Annotated in this window: 13 protein-coding genes; 11 read left to right on the top strand and 2 right to left on the bottom strand. The window is 38.0% G+C overall.

The window, feature by feature from the left end; genetic code table 11:
* The first annotated feature begins 2 nt into the window (after nt 1-2).
* The 5 genes from hflC to treC all read left to right on the top strand — a co-directional run bounded on the left by hflC (nt 3) and on the right by treC (nt 6,873).
* A complete protein-coding gene (gene hflC, locus GQR44_RS13860; protein ID WP_166372351.1) occupies nt 3-869 on the top strand; it encodes a protease modulator HflC in 867 nt (288 codons plus the stop codon).
* 201 nt (nt 870-1,070) lie between these two features.
* Entirely contained in the window at nt 1,071-2,384 is a 1,314-nt protein-coding gene (locus GQR44_RS13865; protein WP_166372352.1) for an adenylosuccinate synthase, read from the top strand.
* Nucleotides 2,385-2,472: 88 nt separating this feature from the next.
* Nucleotides 2,473-3,438, top strand: a complete 966-nt coding sequence (treR, locus tag GQR44_RS13870) for a trehalose operon repressor TreR (protein WP_166372353.1) — start codon at nt 2,473-2,475, stop codon at nt 3,436-3,438.
* A 186-nt stretch (nt 3,439-3,624) separates the two neighbouring features.
* Entirely contained in the window at nt 3,625-5,064 is a 1,440-nt protein-coding gene (treB, locus tag GQR44_RS13875; RefSeq protein ID WP_166372354.1) for a PTS trehalose transporter subunit IIBC, read from the top strand.
* Nucleotides 5,065-5,172: 108 nt separating this feature from the next.
* Nucleotides 5,173-6,873: an alpha,alpha-phosphotrehalase gene (treC, locus tag GQR44_RS13880; RefSeq protein WP_166372355.1), complete on the top strand. Its 1,701-nt coding sequence runs from the start codon at nt 5,173-5,175 to the stop codon at nt 6,871-6,873.
* 161 nt (nt 6,874-7,034) lie between these two features.
* Here treC and ispB read toward each other — a convergent pair whose 3' ends face one another.
* The gene (gene ispB / locus GQR44_RS13885; RefSeq protein WP_166372356.1) at nt 7,035-8,006 is read right to left on the bottom strand and encodes an octaprenyl diphosphate synthase; all 972 of its coding nucleotides are present in this window, start codon (nt 8,004-8,006) and stop codon (nt 7,035-7,037) included.
* A 357-nt stretch (nt 8,007-8,363) separates the two neighbouring features.
* On the opposite strand from ispB, the gene rplU reads away from it, so the two are divergent.
* The 5 genes from rplU (at nt 8,364) to GQR44_RS13910 (ending at nt 12,800) form a co-directional block, all read left to right on the top strand.
* Nucleotides 8,364-8,675, top strand: a complete 312-nt coding sequence (rplU, locus tag GQR44_RS13890; protein ID WP_025563511.1) for a 50S ribosomal protein L21 — start codon at nt 8,364-8,366, stop codon at nt 8,673-8,675.
* A 16-nt stretch (nt 8,676-8,691) separates the two neighbouring features.
* Nucleotides 8,692-8,949 (top strand): 50S ribosomal protein L27, encoded by a 258-nt coding sequence (rpmA, locus tag GQR44_RS13895; RefSeq protein WP_025563510.1) that lies wholly within the window; start codon nt 8,692-8,694, stop codon nt 8,947-8,949.
* Between the two features lie 152 nt (nt 8,950-9,101).
* A complete protein-coding gene (gene cgtA / locus GQR44_RS13900) occupies nt 9,102-10,268 on the top strand; it encodes an Obg family GTPase CgtA (protein WP_166372357.1) in 1,167 nt (388 codons plus the stop codon).
* Between the two features lie 275 nt (nt 10,269-10,543).
* Nucleotides 10,544-11,407: a mechanosensitive ion channel domain-containing protein gene (locus GQR44_RS13905; RefSeq protein WP_240923663.1), complete on the top strand. Its 864-nt coding sequence runs from the start codon at nt 10,544-10,546 to the stop codon at nt 11,405-11,407.
* A 241-nt stretch (nt 11,408-11,648) separates the two neighbouring features.
* Nucleotides 11,649-12,800: a mechanosensitive ion channel family protein gene (locus GQR44_RS13910; protein ID WP_166372358.1), complete on the top strand. Its 1,152-nt coding sequence runs from the start codon at nt 11,649-11,651 to the stop codon at nt 12,798-12,800.
* Between the two features lie 367 nt (nt 12,801-13,167).
* Here the strand turns inward: GQR44_RS13910 and barA are convergent, their stop codons facing one another.
* Entirely contained in the window at nt 13,168-15,945 is a 2,778-nt protein-coding gene (gene barA, locus GQR44_RS13915; RefSeq protein WP_166372359.1) for a two-component sensor histidine kinase BarA, read from the bottom strand.
* Between the two features lie 115 nt (nt 15,946-16,060).
* On the opposite strand from barA, the gene rlmD reads away from it, so the two are divergent.
* Nucleotides 16,061-17,401 (top strand): 23S rRNA (uracil(1939)-C(5))-methyltransferase RlmD, encoded by a 1,341-nt coding sequence (rlmD, locus tag GQR44_RS13920; RefSeq protein ID WP_166372360.1) that lies wholly within the window; start codon nt 16,061-16,063, stop codon nt 17,399-17,401.
* The last annotated feature ends 162 nt before the right edge of the window (nt 17,402-17,563 follow it).

Below are 17,563 nucleotides of genomic sequence, written 5' to 3' on the forward strand. Positions count from 1 at the left end.
TCATGAAAAAATTCTTAATACTGCCAGCCATTCTATTTTTGGTTTTTGTAAGCAGTGCATTTGTTGTGACTGAAGGTCAAAACGGTATTGTTTTACAATTTAGTAAAGTGAAGCGTGATAGTGAAGATAAACCGGTTGTATATGGCCCTGGTTTACATTTTAAAGTCCCGTTTATTGATGCTGTTCGTGTGATGGATACGCGTATTCAAACACTTGATGACCAACCTGACCGTTTTGTAACCTCAGAGAAGAAAGATTTAATTATCGATTCTTATGTGAAGTGGCAAATAGACGATTTGGCTGTTTATTACCTAGCAACAGGAGGTAATAAATTACAAGCTGAAGCGTTACTAAAACGTAAAATTAATAATGGTCTACGTAACGAGATTGGTTCACATACGATTAAAGATATTGTATCTGGTAAACGTGGTGAAGTGATGGAAACAGCACTGAAACGTATGGCGCGTTCATCTGAGTTAGGTATTAAAGTTGTTGATGTTCGCATCAAGAAAATTAACTTACCTGATGGTGTAAGTAACAGTATTTACAAACGTATGCGTGCTGAGCGACAAGCTGTTGCAAGAGAGCATCGTTCAGAAGGTCAAGAGAAGTCTGAAGTGATCCGCGCAAACATCGACCGTAAAGTATCAATTATGTTGGCTCAAGCGAATAAAGAGTCTGCGGAGATACGTGGTCGAGGTGATGCTCATTCATCAAAGATTTACTCTGAAGCTTTCTCTCAAGATCCTGAGTTTTATGCCTTTATGCGTAGTATGCAAGCTTACCAAAAAAGCTTTGCAGACAAACAAGACGTGATGGTTTTAAGCCCTGATTCAGATTTCTTTAAATACATGGGCTCTCAAAAATAAATTTTGATGTGATTCATTTATTAAGAGATATTTGATTTAATAAACTTATTGAGATAGTAATAACTCATTGTAAAAAGGCCGATTTATCGGCCTTTTTTTATTTTTAAATATATAAATGCGTATTAACTAACAAAGATATTGATTCAACTGTTTAAACTTTGCTAAAATCCCCGTTCAATTCGCTAGAGATATGTGATTCTGATGGGAAAAAATGTAGTAATTCTTGGCACTCAATGGGGTGATGAAGGTAAAGGTAAAGTAGTAGATCTACTTACAGACAAAGCGCAATGGGTTGTTCGCTATCAAGGTGGGCACAATGCGGGTCATACACTAGTAATCGATGGAGAGAAAACAGTACTTCATCTGATTCCATCAGGCATTTTGCGTGAAAACGTAAAATGTGTCATCGGTAATGGTGTGGTATTAGCACCAGATGCATTGTTCAAAGAAATGAACATGCTTATCGAAAGAGGCATTCCTGCTAAAGAACGTCTTTCAATCAGTGAAGGCTGTCCTTTAATCCTTCCTTACCATGTAGCATTAGATGTAGCACGTGAAAAAGCGCGCGGCAATAAAGCAATTGGTACAACTGGTCGTGGTATCGGTCCTGCTTATGAAGATAAAGTTGCTCGTCGTGGTTTACGCGTCGATGACTTATTCGACATGGAAAAATTCGCTGTTAAATTAAAAGAAGTTGTTGAATATCATAACTTCCAATTAGTTAACTACTACAAAGTAGAAGCAGTGAGCTATGAAGATGTATTAGCACAAATGACTGAAATAGCACCGCTATTAATTAGTATGGTTATTGATGTGACAGACGAACTAGATAAAGCTCGCTTACGTGGTGAGAATATCTTATTTGAAGGTGCTCAAGGTACATTACTTGATATTGACCATGGTACTTACCCGTACGTAACTTCTTCAAACACGACTGCAGGTGGTGTTGCTACTGGTAGTGGTTTTGGCCCAACACATCTTGATTATGTGTTAGGTATTGTTAAGGCTTATACCACTCGTGTTGGTTCTGGCCCTTTCCCTACAGAGCTTTACGATGGGATTGACAAGTTAGATCCTGCTGGTCACCACATGGGTACAATTGGCCATGAGTTTGGTGCAACGACAGGGCGTTTACGTCGTACAGGATGGTTTGACGCCGTTGCTATTAAACGTGCTGTGCAATTAAACAGTATTACTGGTTTTTGTTTAACTAAACTAGATGTTCTAGATGGCTTAGAAGAAATTAAAATTTGTACTGGTTACACTATGCCTAGTGGTAAAGTAGTTGATGTACCGCCTATGTGTGCAGACGGTTATGAGCAAGCAGTACCTATTTATGAAACAATGCCTGGTTGGTCTGAAGTTTCATTCGGTGTGACAACTTATGATGCATTACCAGCGAATGCTAAAGCTTACATCAAGCGCTTAGAAGAAATTACTGGCGTGCCAATGGATCTTATTTCTACTGGTCCAGATCGTAACGAAACAATTATTCAAGTTAATCCATTTAACTAATTGATTTAGTCAATACAATATTTGTTTTAAAAAGCCCTCTATATTGTAAAATATAGAGGGCTTTTTTGTATTAAGGGAAATAGCAGTCATGGTTAAAAAGTTAACTATCATGGATATTGCTAAACTAGCGGGTGTTGGAAAATCAACGGTATCACGTGTTTTAACAAACGATCCTAAAGTAAAAGTAAGTACACGTGAAAAAGTACAGCGTGTTATTCAAGAGTCTGGGTTTATTCCTTCTAAATCCGCACAAATGATGGGAGGAGGCACTAGTAAGGTGATTGGGATCATTGTCTCTCGATTATCATCTGTCTCTGAAAATCAGGTAGTAAGTGGGTTATTAGACATTATTTATGCGAATGGGTACGACGCTTTAATCATGGAAGGGCAATTCAGTGCAAGTAAAACAGATGAGCACTTACTTGTTCTTCAGAAACGCCATGTTGACGGGATTATTTTATTTGGCTTTAGTGATTATGATTTAACAGCATTAGAGTTATTAGGTCAGAAAGCGATTGTCATTGCTGTTAATAGTGATGTTATTTCATCGGTTGGTTACGATAATGATGGCATGATCCAGCAAGCAATGATTCACCTTCAGCAATTAGGAAAGCAACACATTAGCTATCTTGGAGTGAACCCTGAAGATAAAACAACAGGTTTAATGCGACTTAATGCTTACTTGGATTATTGCCAAGCGCATCAGTTAGTTAGTCGTTATGAGACCGGTGAGCTGAGCCATCATAGTGCTTATGATTTGACTGATGCAGTGTTAACTGCTGAAACCCAAGCCATTGTATGCGCTAGTGATACCTTAGCGATTGGTGTTGCAAAACGATTACAAGAACTTCAGCGTTATGACGTGATTGTTTCCGGAATAGGTGCATCAGATATGTTACCGTTTATTTTCGAGAATACATTCAGCATTGACCCAGGTTATTTTCAAGCAGGAAAAAGTGCAGCTGAATTATTATTCAAACAGTTATCTGGGGAACAGAAGGTAACGCACCTTGTTCAAGCTGCGACAATACATATGGGCCTAAAGGCTGAATAATTAACGCTCATAAATAGTATAAACTGATATCACTCGCACATATTGGGAGTGTTCCCATTTATTTCGTGATCATAACCACATTCTAAGTTGGCTCTTATTTTATTTACCTTCTTCATTGGTTATCATTTGACCAGTTAATGGGAGCGCTCCCATTTTGCATGGTTAATTACTAAAATGGACATCATTATGAGTAAAATTAAAGAACAAGATATCGCCTCCTTGATTGAGTATATAGGTGGAAAAGAAAATATCGCTAGTGTTAGTCACTGTCTTACAAGGCTTCGTTTTGTTTTAAATAACAATGATGCTGCGGATATTAAAAAAATTGAAAGCTTAAAAATGGTAAAAGGTTGTTTTACTAATGCAGGGCAATTTCAGGTTGTGATCGGGACAGAAGTTGATGATGTTTATAAAGTTTTAAATAAACTCATTGGCCACAGTGGTGATACTAAAGAGCAGAGCAAAGTCGCTGCTCGTCAAAATATGAGCCTGTTAGAGCGAAGTATCTCGCATATGGCTGAGATTTTTGTTCCTTTATTACCCGCTATTATTACCGGTGGTTTAATTTTAGGTTTCAGGAATATCATCGGTGATATTCGTATGTTTGATGGGAAAACCTTAGTAGAAATAAGCACTTTCTGGGCTGCAGTACATTCTTTTTTATGGATAATAGGCGAAGCTATTTTCCACTTTCTACCGGTTGCTGTGTGTTGGGCAACGGTTAAAAAGCTAGGTGGAACACCGGTTTTAGGAATCGTTTTAGGTATTACACTGGTCTCTCCGCAATTAATGAATGCTTACAATATTGGGGCTCAAGTCCCAGATGTATGGGACTTTGGTTTCTTTGTAATAGAAAAAGTGGGTTATCAAGCGCAAGTCATACCCGCTATATTTGCAGGGATGGCATTAGCTTATATTGAAGTTAACCTTAAACGTATTATTCCAGCGTATTTATATCTTGTGGTGGTGCCTTTTATCTCTTTGTTGGTCGCGGTTATTCTTGCGCATTCAATCATAGGCCCTATCGGCCGTGAAATTGGTAATTATGTTGGTTATGCAGCCAAAATAGCGATGACTGGCGACTTTGCGGTAATAGGTTCAATGATTTTTGCTTTCTTCTATGCGCCTTTAGTGATCACTGGTATCCATCACACCACTAATGCGGTGGACTTGCAGTTAATGCAAGACATGGGTGGTACGCCAATTTGGCCGCTTATTGCACTATCTAACATTGCTCAAGCTTCAGCCGTTGTTGGCATTATTTGGGTGAGTAAAAAGGCTAATGAACGTGAGATTTCAGTACCTGCTGCTATTTCTGCTTTTCTTGGAGTAACTGAGCCTGCGATGTACGGGATTAATATTAAATATAAATTCCCAATGTTGAGCGCGATGATCGGTGCTGCGGTTGCTGCTGGAATATGTGGTAGTGCGGGTGTGATGGCTAACGGTATCGGTGTGGGCGGTTTACCGGGCATTTTGTCTATACAACCACAGTTCTGGATGGTGTTCTTTGTCGCTATGTTAGCGGCCATTATTGTGCCAATTATATTAACCATCGTGCTTTATAAAAGAGCTGAGAAAAACCATAAGCTTGAAGGGCAAGAAGAAGCGGCGGCGGTGTCTTAATAGTTCCTCTTTAGGTTGATTTGATCTTCAACTTTAGCTTTTTTCTTTAAATAATTAGCAATTTCAAATAATAGTGGATGATTTTTTCATTCACTTAACGAGTACTCTATGAAAAATTTACACAACGAGTGGTGGCGTAAAGCGACTATTTATCAAATCTATCCTAAAAGTTTTTGCGATAGTGGCGGCAAAGGAACAGGCGATATTCAAGGTATCATTAGTAAATTAGATTATTTACAGACTTTAGGCGTTGATGCTATTTGGTTAACACCTATTTATTGTTCTCCAATGATTGATAATGGGTACGATATTTCCGATTATTACAATATTAATCCTGATTTTGGTGATATGGCAGATTTTGATATGCTGCTGTCTACTGCTCACCAAAAAGGGATACGTATTATTCTTGATATAGTGGTCAATCATACCTCTACTGAGCATCAATGGTTTCAGTCTGCACTCGCAGATAAAAACAGTCCTTACCGTGATTACTATATTTGGCAAGATCCAAAAATGGGTGCCGAGCCTAATAATTGGCAATCTAAGTTTGGCGGTAATGCGTGGAAGTTTGATCAAAAAAGTGGTCAATATTATTTGCATCTATTTGCTGAACAGCAAGCAGACTTGAATTGGGAAAATCCAAAAGTACGTGCAGAAGTTGAGAATATTATTAGCTTTTGGGCTGAAAAAGGTGTCGATGGATTTCGTTTAGATGTGATTAATTTAATTTCTAAGCAACCCTCTTTTCCCGAGGATGAAAGCGATGGCAGAAAATTTTATACCGATGGGCCGCGTGCGCATGAATATCTGCAGCGATTAAGTGAGTCTGTCTTTAATAAGTATGGTTCGGTTACCGTGGGAGAAATGTCTTCAACTAGCCTTGCGCATTGCCAACAATATTCTGCAACCGATGCAACTGAACTGTCCATGGTATTTAACTTTCATCATCTTAAAACAGATTATAAGGATGGTGATAAGTGGACCAATGCACCGTTAGACTTGTTGCAATTAAAACAAATATTTAATTACTGGCAACAGGGAATGCATAATAAGGGGTGGTCTGCTCTTTTTTGGTGTAATCACGATCAGCCGCGTATTGTTAGTCGATTTGGTGATGATAAACAATATCGTGTGCAATCGGCTAAAATGCTCGCCAGTGCCTTACATATGCTGCAGGGAACACCTTATATCTACCAAGGTGAAGAGATTGCGATGACCAACCCTGGGTATCAATCAATTAGCCAGTATCGTGACCTTGAGAGCATTAATATGCATCGAATCATGCTTGAACAGGGGAAAACTGAACAACAAGTGATGGCTATTTTAGCTAATAAATCACGTGACAACTCACGCACACCTATGCAATGGAATAAAAAAGAGCAAGCTGGATTTAGTGATGTGCAGCCGTGGTTAGAAGTGGCGAGTAATTATCTTGAAATTAATGTTGAAGCTGCTCTGTTAGATCAAAATTCGGTCTTTTATCATTACCAAAAATTATTGATATTACGTAAACAGTTAGATGTTATTTGTTGGGGGGATTATCAGGATCTTTGTCCGGAGCATGAACTGCTATTCTGTTATCAGCGCACAACCCCTGAACAAAAACTATTATGCATTAATAATTTCTCCTCAGAGCAAGTGTCTTATGCTTTGCCCGATTCACTTTGTTTGGAAAATACAAAGGTTATTATTGCTAACTATAGCGAATCCGAACAAGTGGACAGTAATGGACGAGTAATAAATAGTTTGTTAAGTAAAGATATCACGTTACGTCCTTTCGAAAGTTTAGTGTTGTTGGAGGAAGTATAAGAGAAGTTTAGATCAAGTTTATAAGAGGTTGCTACGGGAGATGTCTCTCGTAGCAATTTTTTTACTGCGGTTGGGGTGATAATTACAGTACTTATCTTATTATTGCATTGTGGATGAAGTTAACTTAAATATTATCTACACACTATTTATGTTAATCAGTATCAACTAACTCGGTTTGCCGCGATATGAGCAAGGCTGATCAATGCTTGTTTGTATTCGCTTTCAGGTAAGATAGTAATCGCATTAATGGCTTTATCCGCTTCTTGCATGGCACGTTTTTTGGTATATTCAAGTGCCTTTGTTTCATTCAGCGCTTGCATGATTAAATCAAAGTGTTGCATACCATTGGCTTTTTCAATTGCTTCTCTAATCAAAGCACTTTGAGCCCCTGTACCGTGTTGCATTGCGTACAGTAGTGGTAGAGTTGGTTTGCCTTCTGCTAGGTCATCACCTGTATTTTTACCCATCTCCTGCGCATCAGACGCATAATCCATGACATCATCAGTTAATTGGAAAGCTGTGCCTAAGTAAGTCCCGTAATTAAGTAACGCATCTTCTATCGCTTGAGGTTGTTGGCCTAATACGGCAACTAATTGCGTAGCCGCTTCGAATAGTTTTGCAGTTTTAAAGTAGATCACATCCATGTAGGTTTTTTCAGTGGTATCGGGATTATTGCAATTCATTAATTGCAATACTTCTCCTTCAGCAATGACATTGGTCGCGCTGGCTAAAACATTCATGACTTTAAAATTCTCAAGCTCTGTCATCATTTCAAAAGAACGGCTATATAGAAAGTCCCCGACGAGTACGCTTGCTGCATTACCAAATAAAGCGTTGGCTGTTTTCTCGCCGCGGCGAAGGTCTGACTCATCAACAACATCATCGTGTAATAACGTCGCAGTATGGATGAATTCAATAATAGCCGCTAACTTTGTAATGTTAGGAGAATAGACATTAATCGCTTGTGCCGCTAATACAGTAATAAGTGGGCGAATACGTTTACCACCACTATTAATGATATAGAAGCCGAGTTGATTAATTAACGCAACATCAGAGCTTAACTGTTCAGTAATCAATTGATTCACCTGAGTCATACTTGTTGAAGAAAGCTGCTGAATTTGTTTAATATCCATGCGTAAAAAGTCCCATTGGATGTCTTGAAAATAGTGCGTGTATTATTGCCGTTTATTGAACATATCTCAACACCCGATGGCGATTAACAAAGGCTTAAGCGTAATTTATTAGTGTTCGACATGCTTAACGACTATTTAATTGATTTTTAATGTTTTATTTTGCTGATTTTTGATGGTTTTTTGGGCTTTTTTTGAGCGTGTAAATTTAGCAATAAACTAATTGTAATTTTTTAGCCAAAACTGATTGCCAAAGGGCGAATGTCTCTGTAGAATCCGCGTCCATTGTGATTAATTAGTGCGCTCTCGATGTTATGTTTGAAATAAAACAACACGAGATGCCTGAACGGAGTAAGAAACATGTACGCTGTTATCCAGAGTGGTGGCAAGCAACACCGTGTTGCTGTTGAACAAACTCTTCGTTTGGAAAAACTTGATGTTGAAGCTGGTGCAACTGTAGAATTTGATAAAGTTCTATTAGTAGCAAGTGCTGAAGACGTTAAAGTTGGTGTTCCATACGTTGAAGGAAGTAAAGTTACTGCAGAAGTAGTAGCTCACGGTCGTGGTAAAAAAGTTAAAATCGTTAAATTCCGCCGTCGTAAACATTCGCGTAAACAAGCTGGCCATCGTCAGTGGTTTACTGAAATTAAAATTACTGCGATTAACGCTTAATTAGGAGTTATTAAAAATGGCACATAAAAAAGCTGGTGGTAGTACTAATAACGGTCGCGACTCAGAAAGTAAACGTCTAGGCGTTAAACGTTTTGGTGGCGAATCTGTTTTAGCTGGTAACATTTTAGTTCGTCAACGTGGTACTAAATTCCACGCTGGTCTAAATGTTGGCCTAGGTAAAGACCACACACTATTCGCTAAAGCGACTGGTACTGTTAAATTCGAAAAGAAAGGCATGCCTTTACGTTCATTCGTGAGCATTGTTGCTGAATAGTTTTTTCGAAGCAAATTTTAAAAAGCCTCGCAAATGCGAGGTTTTTTTTTGTCTATCTATTTCTATTGAAAATAAAAAATGTGATCTATGATCAATAGAAATGGGTATAATCATCGTTACTTAAGTAGCGAATATGTTTTTTGGAGGTTGTAATGAAGTTTGTTGATGAAGCAAGAATAAAAGTTGATGCTGGAGACGGTGGCAACGGTGTAGTCGGCTTTCGTACTGAAAAATATATTCCTCGTGGCGGCCCTAATGGCGGCGACGGTGGTGACGGTGGTGATGTTTACCTTGAAGCTGATGAAAACCTAAATACTTTAATTGATTTCCGTTTTGTTCGTTTTTATAACGCAGAACGTGGTGAAAATGGTCAAGTTTCTGACTGTACGGGTTCTCGTGGTAAAGATAAAATCATCAAAGTACCGGTCGGTACTCGTTGTCGTGATGATGATACTGGTGAGATTGTTGGTGACTTAACTAAAAATGGTCAAAAGCTAATGGTCGCTAAAGGCGGTTTCCATGGCTTAGGTAATGCTCGTTTTAAAACGTCGACTAACCGTGCGCCTCGTCAAAAGACAGAAGGGACAGCTGGTGAAGTACGTAACTTATTATTAGAGTTATTATTACTTGCCGATGTAGGCATGCTAGGTCTACCTAATGCCGGTAAATCGACATTTATTCGAAGTGTTTCTGCTGCAAAACCTAAAGTAGCTGATTATCCATTTACTACGTTAATACCTAACCTAGGTGTGGTGAGTATGGGACATGGTAATAGTTTTGTTATTGCTGATATTCCTGGATTAATTGAAGGTGCTTCTGACGGTGCAGGTTTAGGTACACGTTTCTTACGTCATCTAGAGCGCTGTCGTGTGTTGTTACACATGATTGACTTGTTACCGGCTGATGCAAGTGATCCGGCTGAGAATGCCTTAGTTATCTTAGAAGAGCTAAAAAAACACAGCCCTAAACTAGCAGAAAAGCCACGTTGGTTAATCTTTAATAAAACTGATTTGTTATTAGAAGATGAAGCCGAAGAAGTGATGCAACGTGTTAAAGACGCGTTACAGTGGGATGGACCTGTTTATAAAGTAGCTGCTATCTCTAAGACAGGTACTCATGACGTGTGTAAAGAGTTGGTTGCTTACCTTGAAGAGTTACCTACAGAATTCACACCAGAAGAAGAGCGTCAGCAAGTTGAATTCCAATGGGATGATTACCATAAAGCGGCCATTGACGCTGTTGAAGGTGCTGTGCATATTGACGACGATGATGATGACGAGTGGGATGATCATCCAAACATCGTGTATGTCAACGAATAATAATTAATCACATAATTAACTGATTAATTGAATGAATGACCAATAGTCTGCTATTAAAGCTAGGTTATTGGTCATTTTTGTTTTTGTAACAATAAACCTACCTTATTTACCTTATCCATAACATTACCTTCGGTTTTCATTTATAGCTTTGATCGCATTCATTTTTGTTGAGTATCTATTTGAAAAAAGTCATTCGGCTGTTGTTTCTAATATAGTTATCAGTATTAATGAAGTAAGTGTTTACTGGATTATTAAATGACATTTTAGGAGTTATCATGTCACTACAAGAACAACCAATGATAGGCTCGTTAAAATCAGAAACTAGCTTTATTGAACAAAGTATTAACTGGTTTAGCGAGCACCATCAATTGTTTATAAGTTATATTTCTAATATTGTCATCGCAATATTAATTATTATTGTGGGGGTGAAAATAGCGCGAGGGTTGTCAGTTTTTTTAGCAAAAAGGTTAAAAAGCAAAGCAATAGACATGACCATCGTAGATTTTCTGTCCGCAATTACCTATTACGCATTAATTATTCTTACATGGATTGCTGCCTTAGGACATTTAGGTGTTCAAACTGCATCTTTGGTCGCGATCATTGGTGCCGCTAGTTTAGCAATCGGCTTAGCACTTAAAGGTTCATTATCTAATTTTGCTGCTGGGGTGCTGTTAGTGGTGCTTAGGCCTTTCACTGCAGGAAATTTTATTGAAGCTGCTGGTACTGCAGGTACAGTTGAATCTATTCAGCTTTTTAATTGTGTATTAAGAACTGGGGATAATAAACTTATTTTTGTACCAAACTCAGCTATTTTGAAAGGTAATATCGTCAATGTTTCGCGCAAACCTGAACGTCGTATTGATTTAATCATACGTGTTAGTTATCAGGCCGATTTGAAACAGGTGAAACAGTTACTGGAAACAACAGTACTAGCAAATGAGAAGGTATTAAAAGAGCCTGGCTTACAAGTTGCGGTCTCTGACCTTGCCAGTTCAAGTGTTAACTTAGTGGTGCGTCCTTGGGTGAAATCTGCTGACTATTGGTCTGTTCGTTTTGCTTTAACTGAAAGCATTAAAAATGCATTATATAGTGCCGAAATTGATATTCCTTATGCGCAGCTATATTTACATAAAAAGTAATCTGAACTGTTCTTGAGACAAGCAGACTAATATGCTCATCGCTCGTAGATGTTATCCTATTGAGGTATTAATATCTGGCTATTTAATATCTGGTTAATTAATATCTAGACAGAATTGAGTCTCAAGGTGAGTTTTCTTTTGTTAACTGTGCATTGCAACGCATCAAGGGTCGTATCAGGGCTTATTTTTTATCCCCTTATCACCACCATTTATAATAATGTTTTTTCTTTTAAGGAGTCATATGATTGAACAGGCTGAAGTCTATGTAAGTACTTGGTTACTTTCATTAAATATTGGTAACTGGGTTGCTAACTTTGCTTTTATGTTATGTCTTACAATGATATTGCAACTAATTTGGCGTTACTTTGCAAAAAGAACTGAAAATGTAATTTCTAAAACTTCAAATAATTGGGACGATATTGTTTTTTATGGGGTGAATAAACCCATTAATTGGGTGATTTTGTTAATGGGCACCTCTATGTCATTAAGGGTCGTTGCCGAAAGTGAAGAATTGGTTATCTCTGACTACCTACCTGTGGTGCAAAAGGTGGCAATTCTCTTTATAGTGGGGTGGATATTCTGGCGCTTAGTCTATAAAGCAGAACATACCTACGTTGCTGATGATGCAAAAGATACAACCACAGTGACTGCATTGGCTAAATTAGCAAAACTTTCCATTATTACTATTATCACATTATCTATTATTCAAACCTTAGGGGTGAGTATTTCTGGTGTGCTCGCATTTGGTGGAATGGGTGGACTAATAGTTGGTATGGCAGCCAAAGATTTATTATCAAACCTATTTGGTGCGACCATGGTTTATATGGATAAACCCTTTAAAGTTGGTGATTGGATACGTAGCCCAGATAAATCTATTGAAGGGACAGTAGAGGAAATCGGTTGGCGTGTAACGCGTATTCGCACTTTTGATAAACGTCCTATTTATGTGCCAAATAGTCTATTCACTACGATCGTTGTAGAGAACCCATCACGTATGACTAATCGACGCATTAAAGAGAACTTTGGCCTACGTTATAAAGATATTAAACAAATCGAAGATATCATTAAATCGGTTAGAGAAATGTTGGAAAATCATCCTGATATAGATCAATCTCAAACATTGATTGTTAACTTTGATTTATTTAATAACTCGTCTCTAGACTTCTTTATCTATACGTTTACTAAAACAACGAATTGGGTTTTATTCCATGAGGTTAAGCAGGATGTATTATTAAAGGTTGCAGATATTGTGATACAGCATGATGCTGAGTTTGCTTTCCCTACTCGTCAACTACATCTTAATAAAGACGATCATAAAATGCTTTTTAATGATAACCATAGGCACGAAAGTAGTCAGTACGATAAATATGAGAAGCCTGAAACGGCGAAATAAGGCTGTTAATTAATAGTTTTGCTTGATAGCCAATAGAGGAGCTTAGACTTCTCGCTTTTGCTATAAATCTAGCGATAGTGAGTGGTTTACCGATACGCTAACACTATGTGGTAAAGCTAAACTATGTTAATAGGGCAAAGGTGTAATAAAGAAAAATGACCGTTTAGATTTAAACGGTCATTTTCTTAACTTACGAGGCTGTAACAAAAACGCTGCAAGCTGCCTTTATCAATGAAATACTATGCACTCTATGCACTCTATGCACTCTATGCACTCTATGCACTCTATGCACTCTATGCACTCTATTCACTCTATTCACACTATACTCACAAATAACAGATGTGATTGTTTATCTATTATGTTGATCTTATTTTAAATAGGCCTGCGCTTCTTTTTCAACGTTATCAAGTTCGTCTAGTAGCTCTAATAATTCAGGTTCTAAATGATGTGCTTTAACCCCTTGCTTAAGCTCTTTTTCGATTAACCCTGCAATATTCTTTAATTTGGGTACGCCACTATAGCTACAACCGCCATGAAATTTATGAATGATGGTAACAAACTGCTCATGGTCGCCTTCTTCTTCAATAATTAGGTTTGCGGCGTTTCTGATGTCTGCAAACTCATTCAATAACATACTTAACATCTCTTTGGCTAAATCAGTTTTTCCTGCTGATTGCTGTAATGCAAGTGTCCAATCAAATGATTTTTTTTCTATAATAGGCAATGTTGGAGGAGGTGTTGGTGATGTTTCTTGATCCGATAAAGGATCAATAACTTTAGCATTCGGCGCCCACTTATTAATAATTACCTGTAAAGCCAATTCATCAATTGGTTTAGCTAAACAATCATCCATACCTTTTTGTAGCAGCTGTTCTTTTTCACCTGGTAAAACATGTGCTGTGACGGCAATAATCGGACTTTCTTGATTTAAAGAGTTCTTTTTGATTTCTGCACAGGCACTAACACCATCTAAAACTGGCATCTGGATATCCATGAAGATAATGTCAAAAGGTATTTTCTGTGCTTGTTCTACGGCTTCTCGTCCATTATGACAGGTAGTGACTCGATTAACGCGATCGCTTAGCATCGCTGAAATGAGTTTTAAATTGGCTCGGTTGTCATCAACGGCCATCACGTTGATGTCTTTACGCTGCAATGGCGCTGAAACTTGCAATGTGGTGGGCGTCGTTTCATTAGACACTAAAGCATTGGCAAAGTTTTTATGATTAATCGGTTTACTTAAGCAATGGGTGATACCGGTATTCATTAATTGTTCATATACACTGGGATCACTGGAATTGAGTAACACTATAATATTGTCAGTATATTGCTTCGCTTGTTCTATATGATTTAATAATGGACGTATATCTTGGTTATTGCTGTGCCCGATGACAACGCTGTCATAGCATTTATTGAGTGCTTTTTTCCATTGCAGATCGGTCTCAGTAAGGGTGGCGTTTGTTTTCCATTGCGTTAGTAACTGTGTACAAGCCCTTGCCGCATATTCATTCGATTCATAGGCTAATACACTGCGGTTTGATAATCTAGTCAATGGTAAAGATTCCAATGAGGCTCTTGTATTCTTTTCTATTTCAATAACAAACCAGAAAACTGACCCTTGATCAGGTGCGGACGTAAGATCGATATGGCCTTTCATTTGGCGAACTAGCTTTTGTGTGATCACTAATCCTAAACCGGTACCACCATATTGACGAGTGATACTACTATCTGCCTGTCCAAAGGCTTTAAAGAGTTGTACTTGTTGCTCCTTAGAAATACCGATCCCCGTATCAGAGATAACAAATTTTAGCTTGATGTTGTTCTCTTTACTGCAGTCTTCCTCAATACGTTGAATATTAACGTCAATATTACCTTGTTCAGTAAACTTGACGGCATTACCTATTAAATTGGTTAACACTTGTTGTAAACGCATTGCGTCGCCAATTAACTCTTGCGGTACATTGCTATCAATATACATACTTAGTTCAATATTTTTTTCATGTGCACTTTGTGCCAAGAGATGCATCGTTTCGTTAATGCAATCACGAATATCAAAGGGAATGTTTTCGAGGTCTAACTTGCCTGCTTCTAGTTTAGAAAAGTCTAAAATGTCATTAATGATATTAAGTAAATTACCTGCGGAGCGTTCAATCGTTTGTAAGTAATCAACTTGGTTATTAGTAAGTTGTGTTTTCAGTAATTGCCTTGCAAATCCAATCACTCCATTAAGTGGAGTACGTAATTCATGGCTCATATTGGCCAAGAATTCAGATTTTACTGACGCTGCTTGCTGCGCTTCTTTACGGGTAATATCTAGTTCAATATTTTGTACTTCCATTTGATCTAGCGTTTCTCGCAACTCACTGGTGGCTAAATCAATACTTTCTTGCATCTCTTCGTGATGTTTAGACATGGCCACGGCCATTTCATTGATACCGTGTTGCAATAGACTAATTTCACCAGTGTACTCACCTTCTACACGTGAGTTTAAACGCCCAAGACTGATTTTTTCAACGACGGAGGCCATTTCTGAAATAGGGGCGGTAATGCGCTTTGCTTGTCTGAAGGCTAAATAAACACTGCCTAATATGCCCATTAATACTACCAGCAAGGAGATTGCAGCATCGCGGTATAGTAATAATTCAACTTGGTCTCGATTTATCTCTAATGCCACATACCCGACCACTTTGCGGGGTTGATCAAAGGTTAATTGGTACTCTAAAAAGTTGGTTTCATCAATAATGGGACTATGAATAATAATATTGTTACCGATAGTGCTGATCTGCGGTAAATCTGGAATAGGTTCATCGACGGCTAACCTCAATTGTTTATAATCTCGGTGATAATTACTGATCACAAACAATTCATTGTCAGCGGTAAATATCGCAATGCTCTTGATCATGGGGCTATTTTTACGGTGTGTTGCACCAATTAAACGGCGTAAAATAGTTCTTGTTTCATCTTGCATTCCATATTCACTGGCAATCGATAATGCATCTGCAATATTAAGAGCGCGATTAATTAAGAACTCATCGGCTTGTTGAAAGCGATGAAATGAAAAGTAACCGGCTAATAACCCTCCAATCAATACAGTAGGAAGGATGGTATAAGCAATAACTTGTGCGCGTAGGCCGTATTTAGTCATAGGATAAAGTCTAATTTCAATGGAGTAATGAATGCTTGCATGTTTTATGTGACAATAGTGTACCGATAAACGTAATCGCTATCATGGCATAGCTTACTTCACCTGTGAAATATTTATGGCCCAGTTCTTCAAAGCATCGCGCACAAACAAGCAAAATAACAAAGTAATTAAACATTGTCAGATTGATAAACTCGATCATCAAGGTCGAGGCATGTTATTTCATCAAAACAAACCTCTGTTTGTAGCAGGTGGATTGATCGGGGAAGTATTAGATGTTTCCATTGAGGAAGATAAAAAGCGTTATAAAAAAGCGACTATTCTCAACATACATAAAGCCAGTGAACTGCGTATAAACCCGCATTGTGAACACTATCAAGAATGTGGCGGTTGTCACTTACAACATATTGAGCAAAATGCTCAGATAGAGATAAAACAGCAAGGTGTATTAAGCTTATTTGAACGTTTTGCTAAATATAAACCAGAACAATTAGAAGAAACTTTGCAATCGGATGCCTGGGCCTATCGCCGTTGTGCGCGTTTTGGTGTGCTCTTTGATAAAAAAACTAAAAAAGTACAAATGGGGTTTCGTCGTTCGAAAAGTAGTGAACTGATTAATCAACAAATTTGTCCGGTATTAAAACCTGCATTGTCGCAATTAATTTTACCCATTAAAGCCCTGTTAAATCAATTACAAGGTAAAGCGGCGCTTGGTCATGTTGAGTTAGTAGAAGCAGAAAATACGGTGGCGGTTTTATTGCGCCATCTTAAACCGCTTTCTGAACAAGATGTACAATTGATTATCGCTTTCTCTGAACAACATCAATTACAGTTTTATGCTCAAAGCAGCCCAACTAAAATCACATGCTTAACGACTGAGCAACAATTATGTTACTCATTACCAGAGCAAGATTGCCAGTTTGGATTTAACGTTGATGATTTTCTGCAAGTAAATGCCGTGGTTAACGAAAAAATGGTCAAGCAAGCAATGAATTGGCTTGCATTAAAAGAAACTGATCAGGTATTGGATTTATTTTGTGGGTTGGGTAACTTCACGCTACCTATTGCAAAAATTGCTAAACAAGTGGTTGGAGTGGAAGGTATTCAAAAAATGGTTGACCGTGCCACCGATAACGCCAAACATTGCCAAATAAATAATGCGCAATTTTATCAAGCTGACTTAAGTGACCTGAACGCGTTAAATGCACAATGGTCAAAGCAAGATTATAACAAAGTATTGTTAGATCCTGCGCGAGCAGGTGCTGCGGAATGCATGGAGTTTGTCGCCAATAAAAAACCTACGCATATTGTCTATGTTTCCTGTGATCCGGTGACTTTAGCGAGGGATAGCCAGTTGCTTTTAGATCAGGGCTATAAACTCGATAAATTAGGCTTAATCGATATGTTCCCACAAACTGCACATGTCGAATCGATGGCATTATTTATCAAAAATAAGTAATATTTACAGGGTAATAAAGTTTTGAATCAAATGAGAGCAGAAGATTCAGTCTCTTTATCATTGAGTATGTTTTAGTATTATTAGATTCTACTGAGGCCGCATTAAAATTAGTATTTAAAGTCTCAGTTTTCAAGGAACATGTTAACAGTGTTTTAGCTATTC

Source organism: Psychromonas sp. SA13A (assembly GCF_011378715.1).
Taxonomy (GTDB): domain Bacteria; phylum Pseudomonadota; class Gammaproteobacteria; order Enterobacterales; family Psychromonadaceae; genus Psychromonas.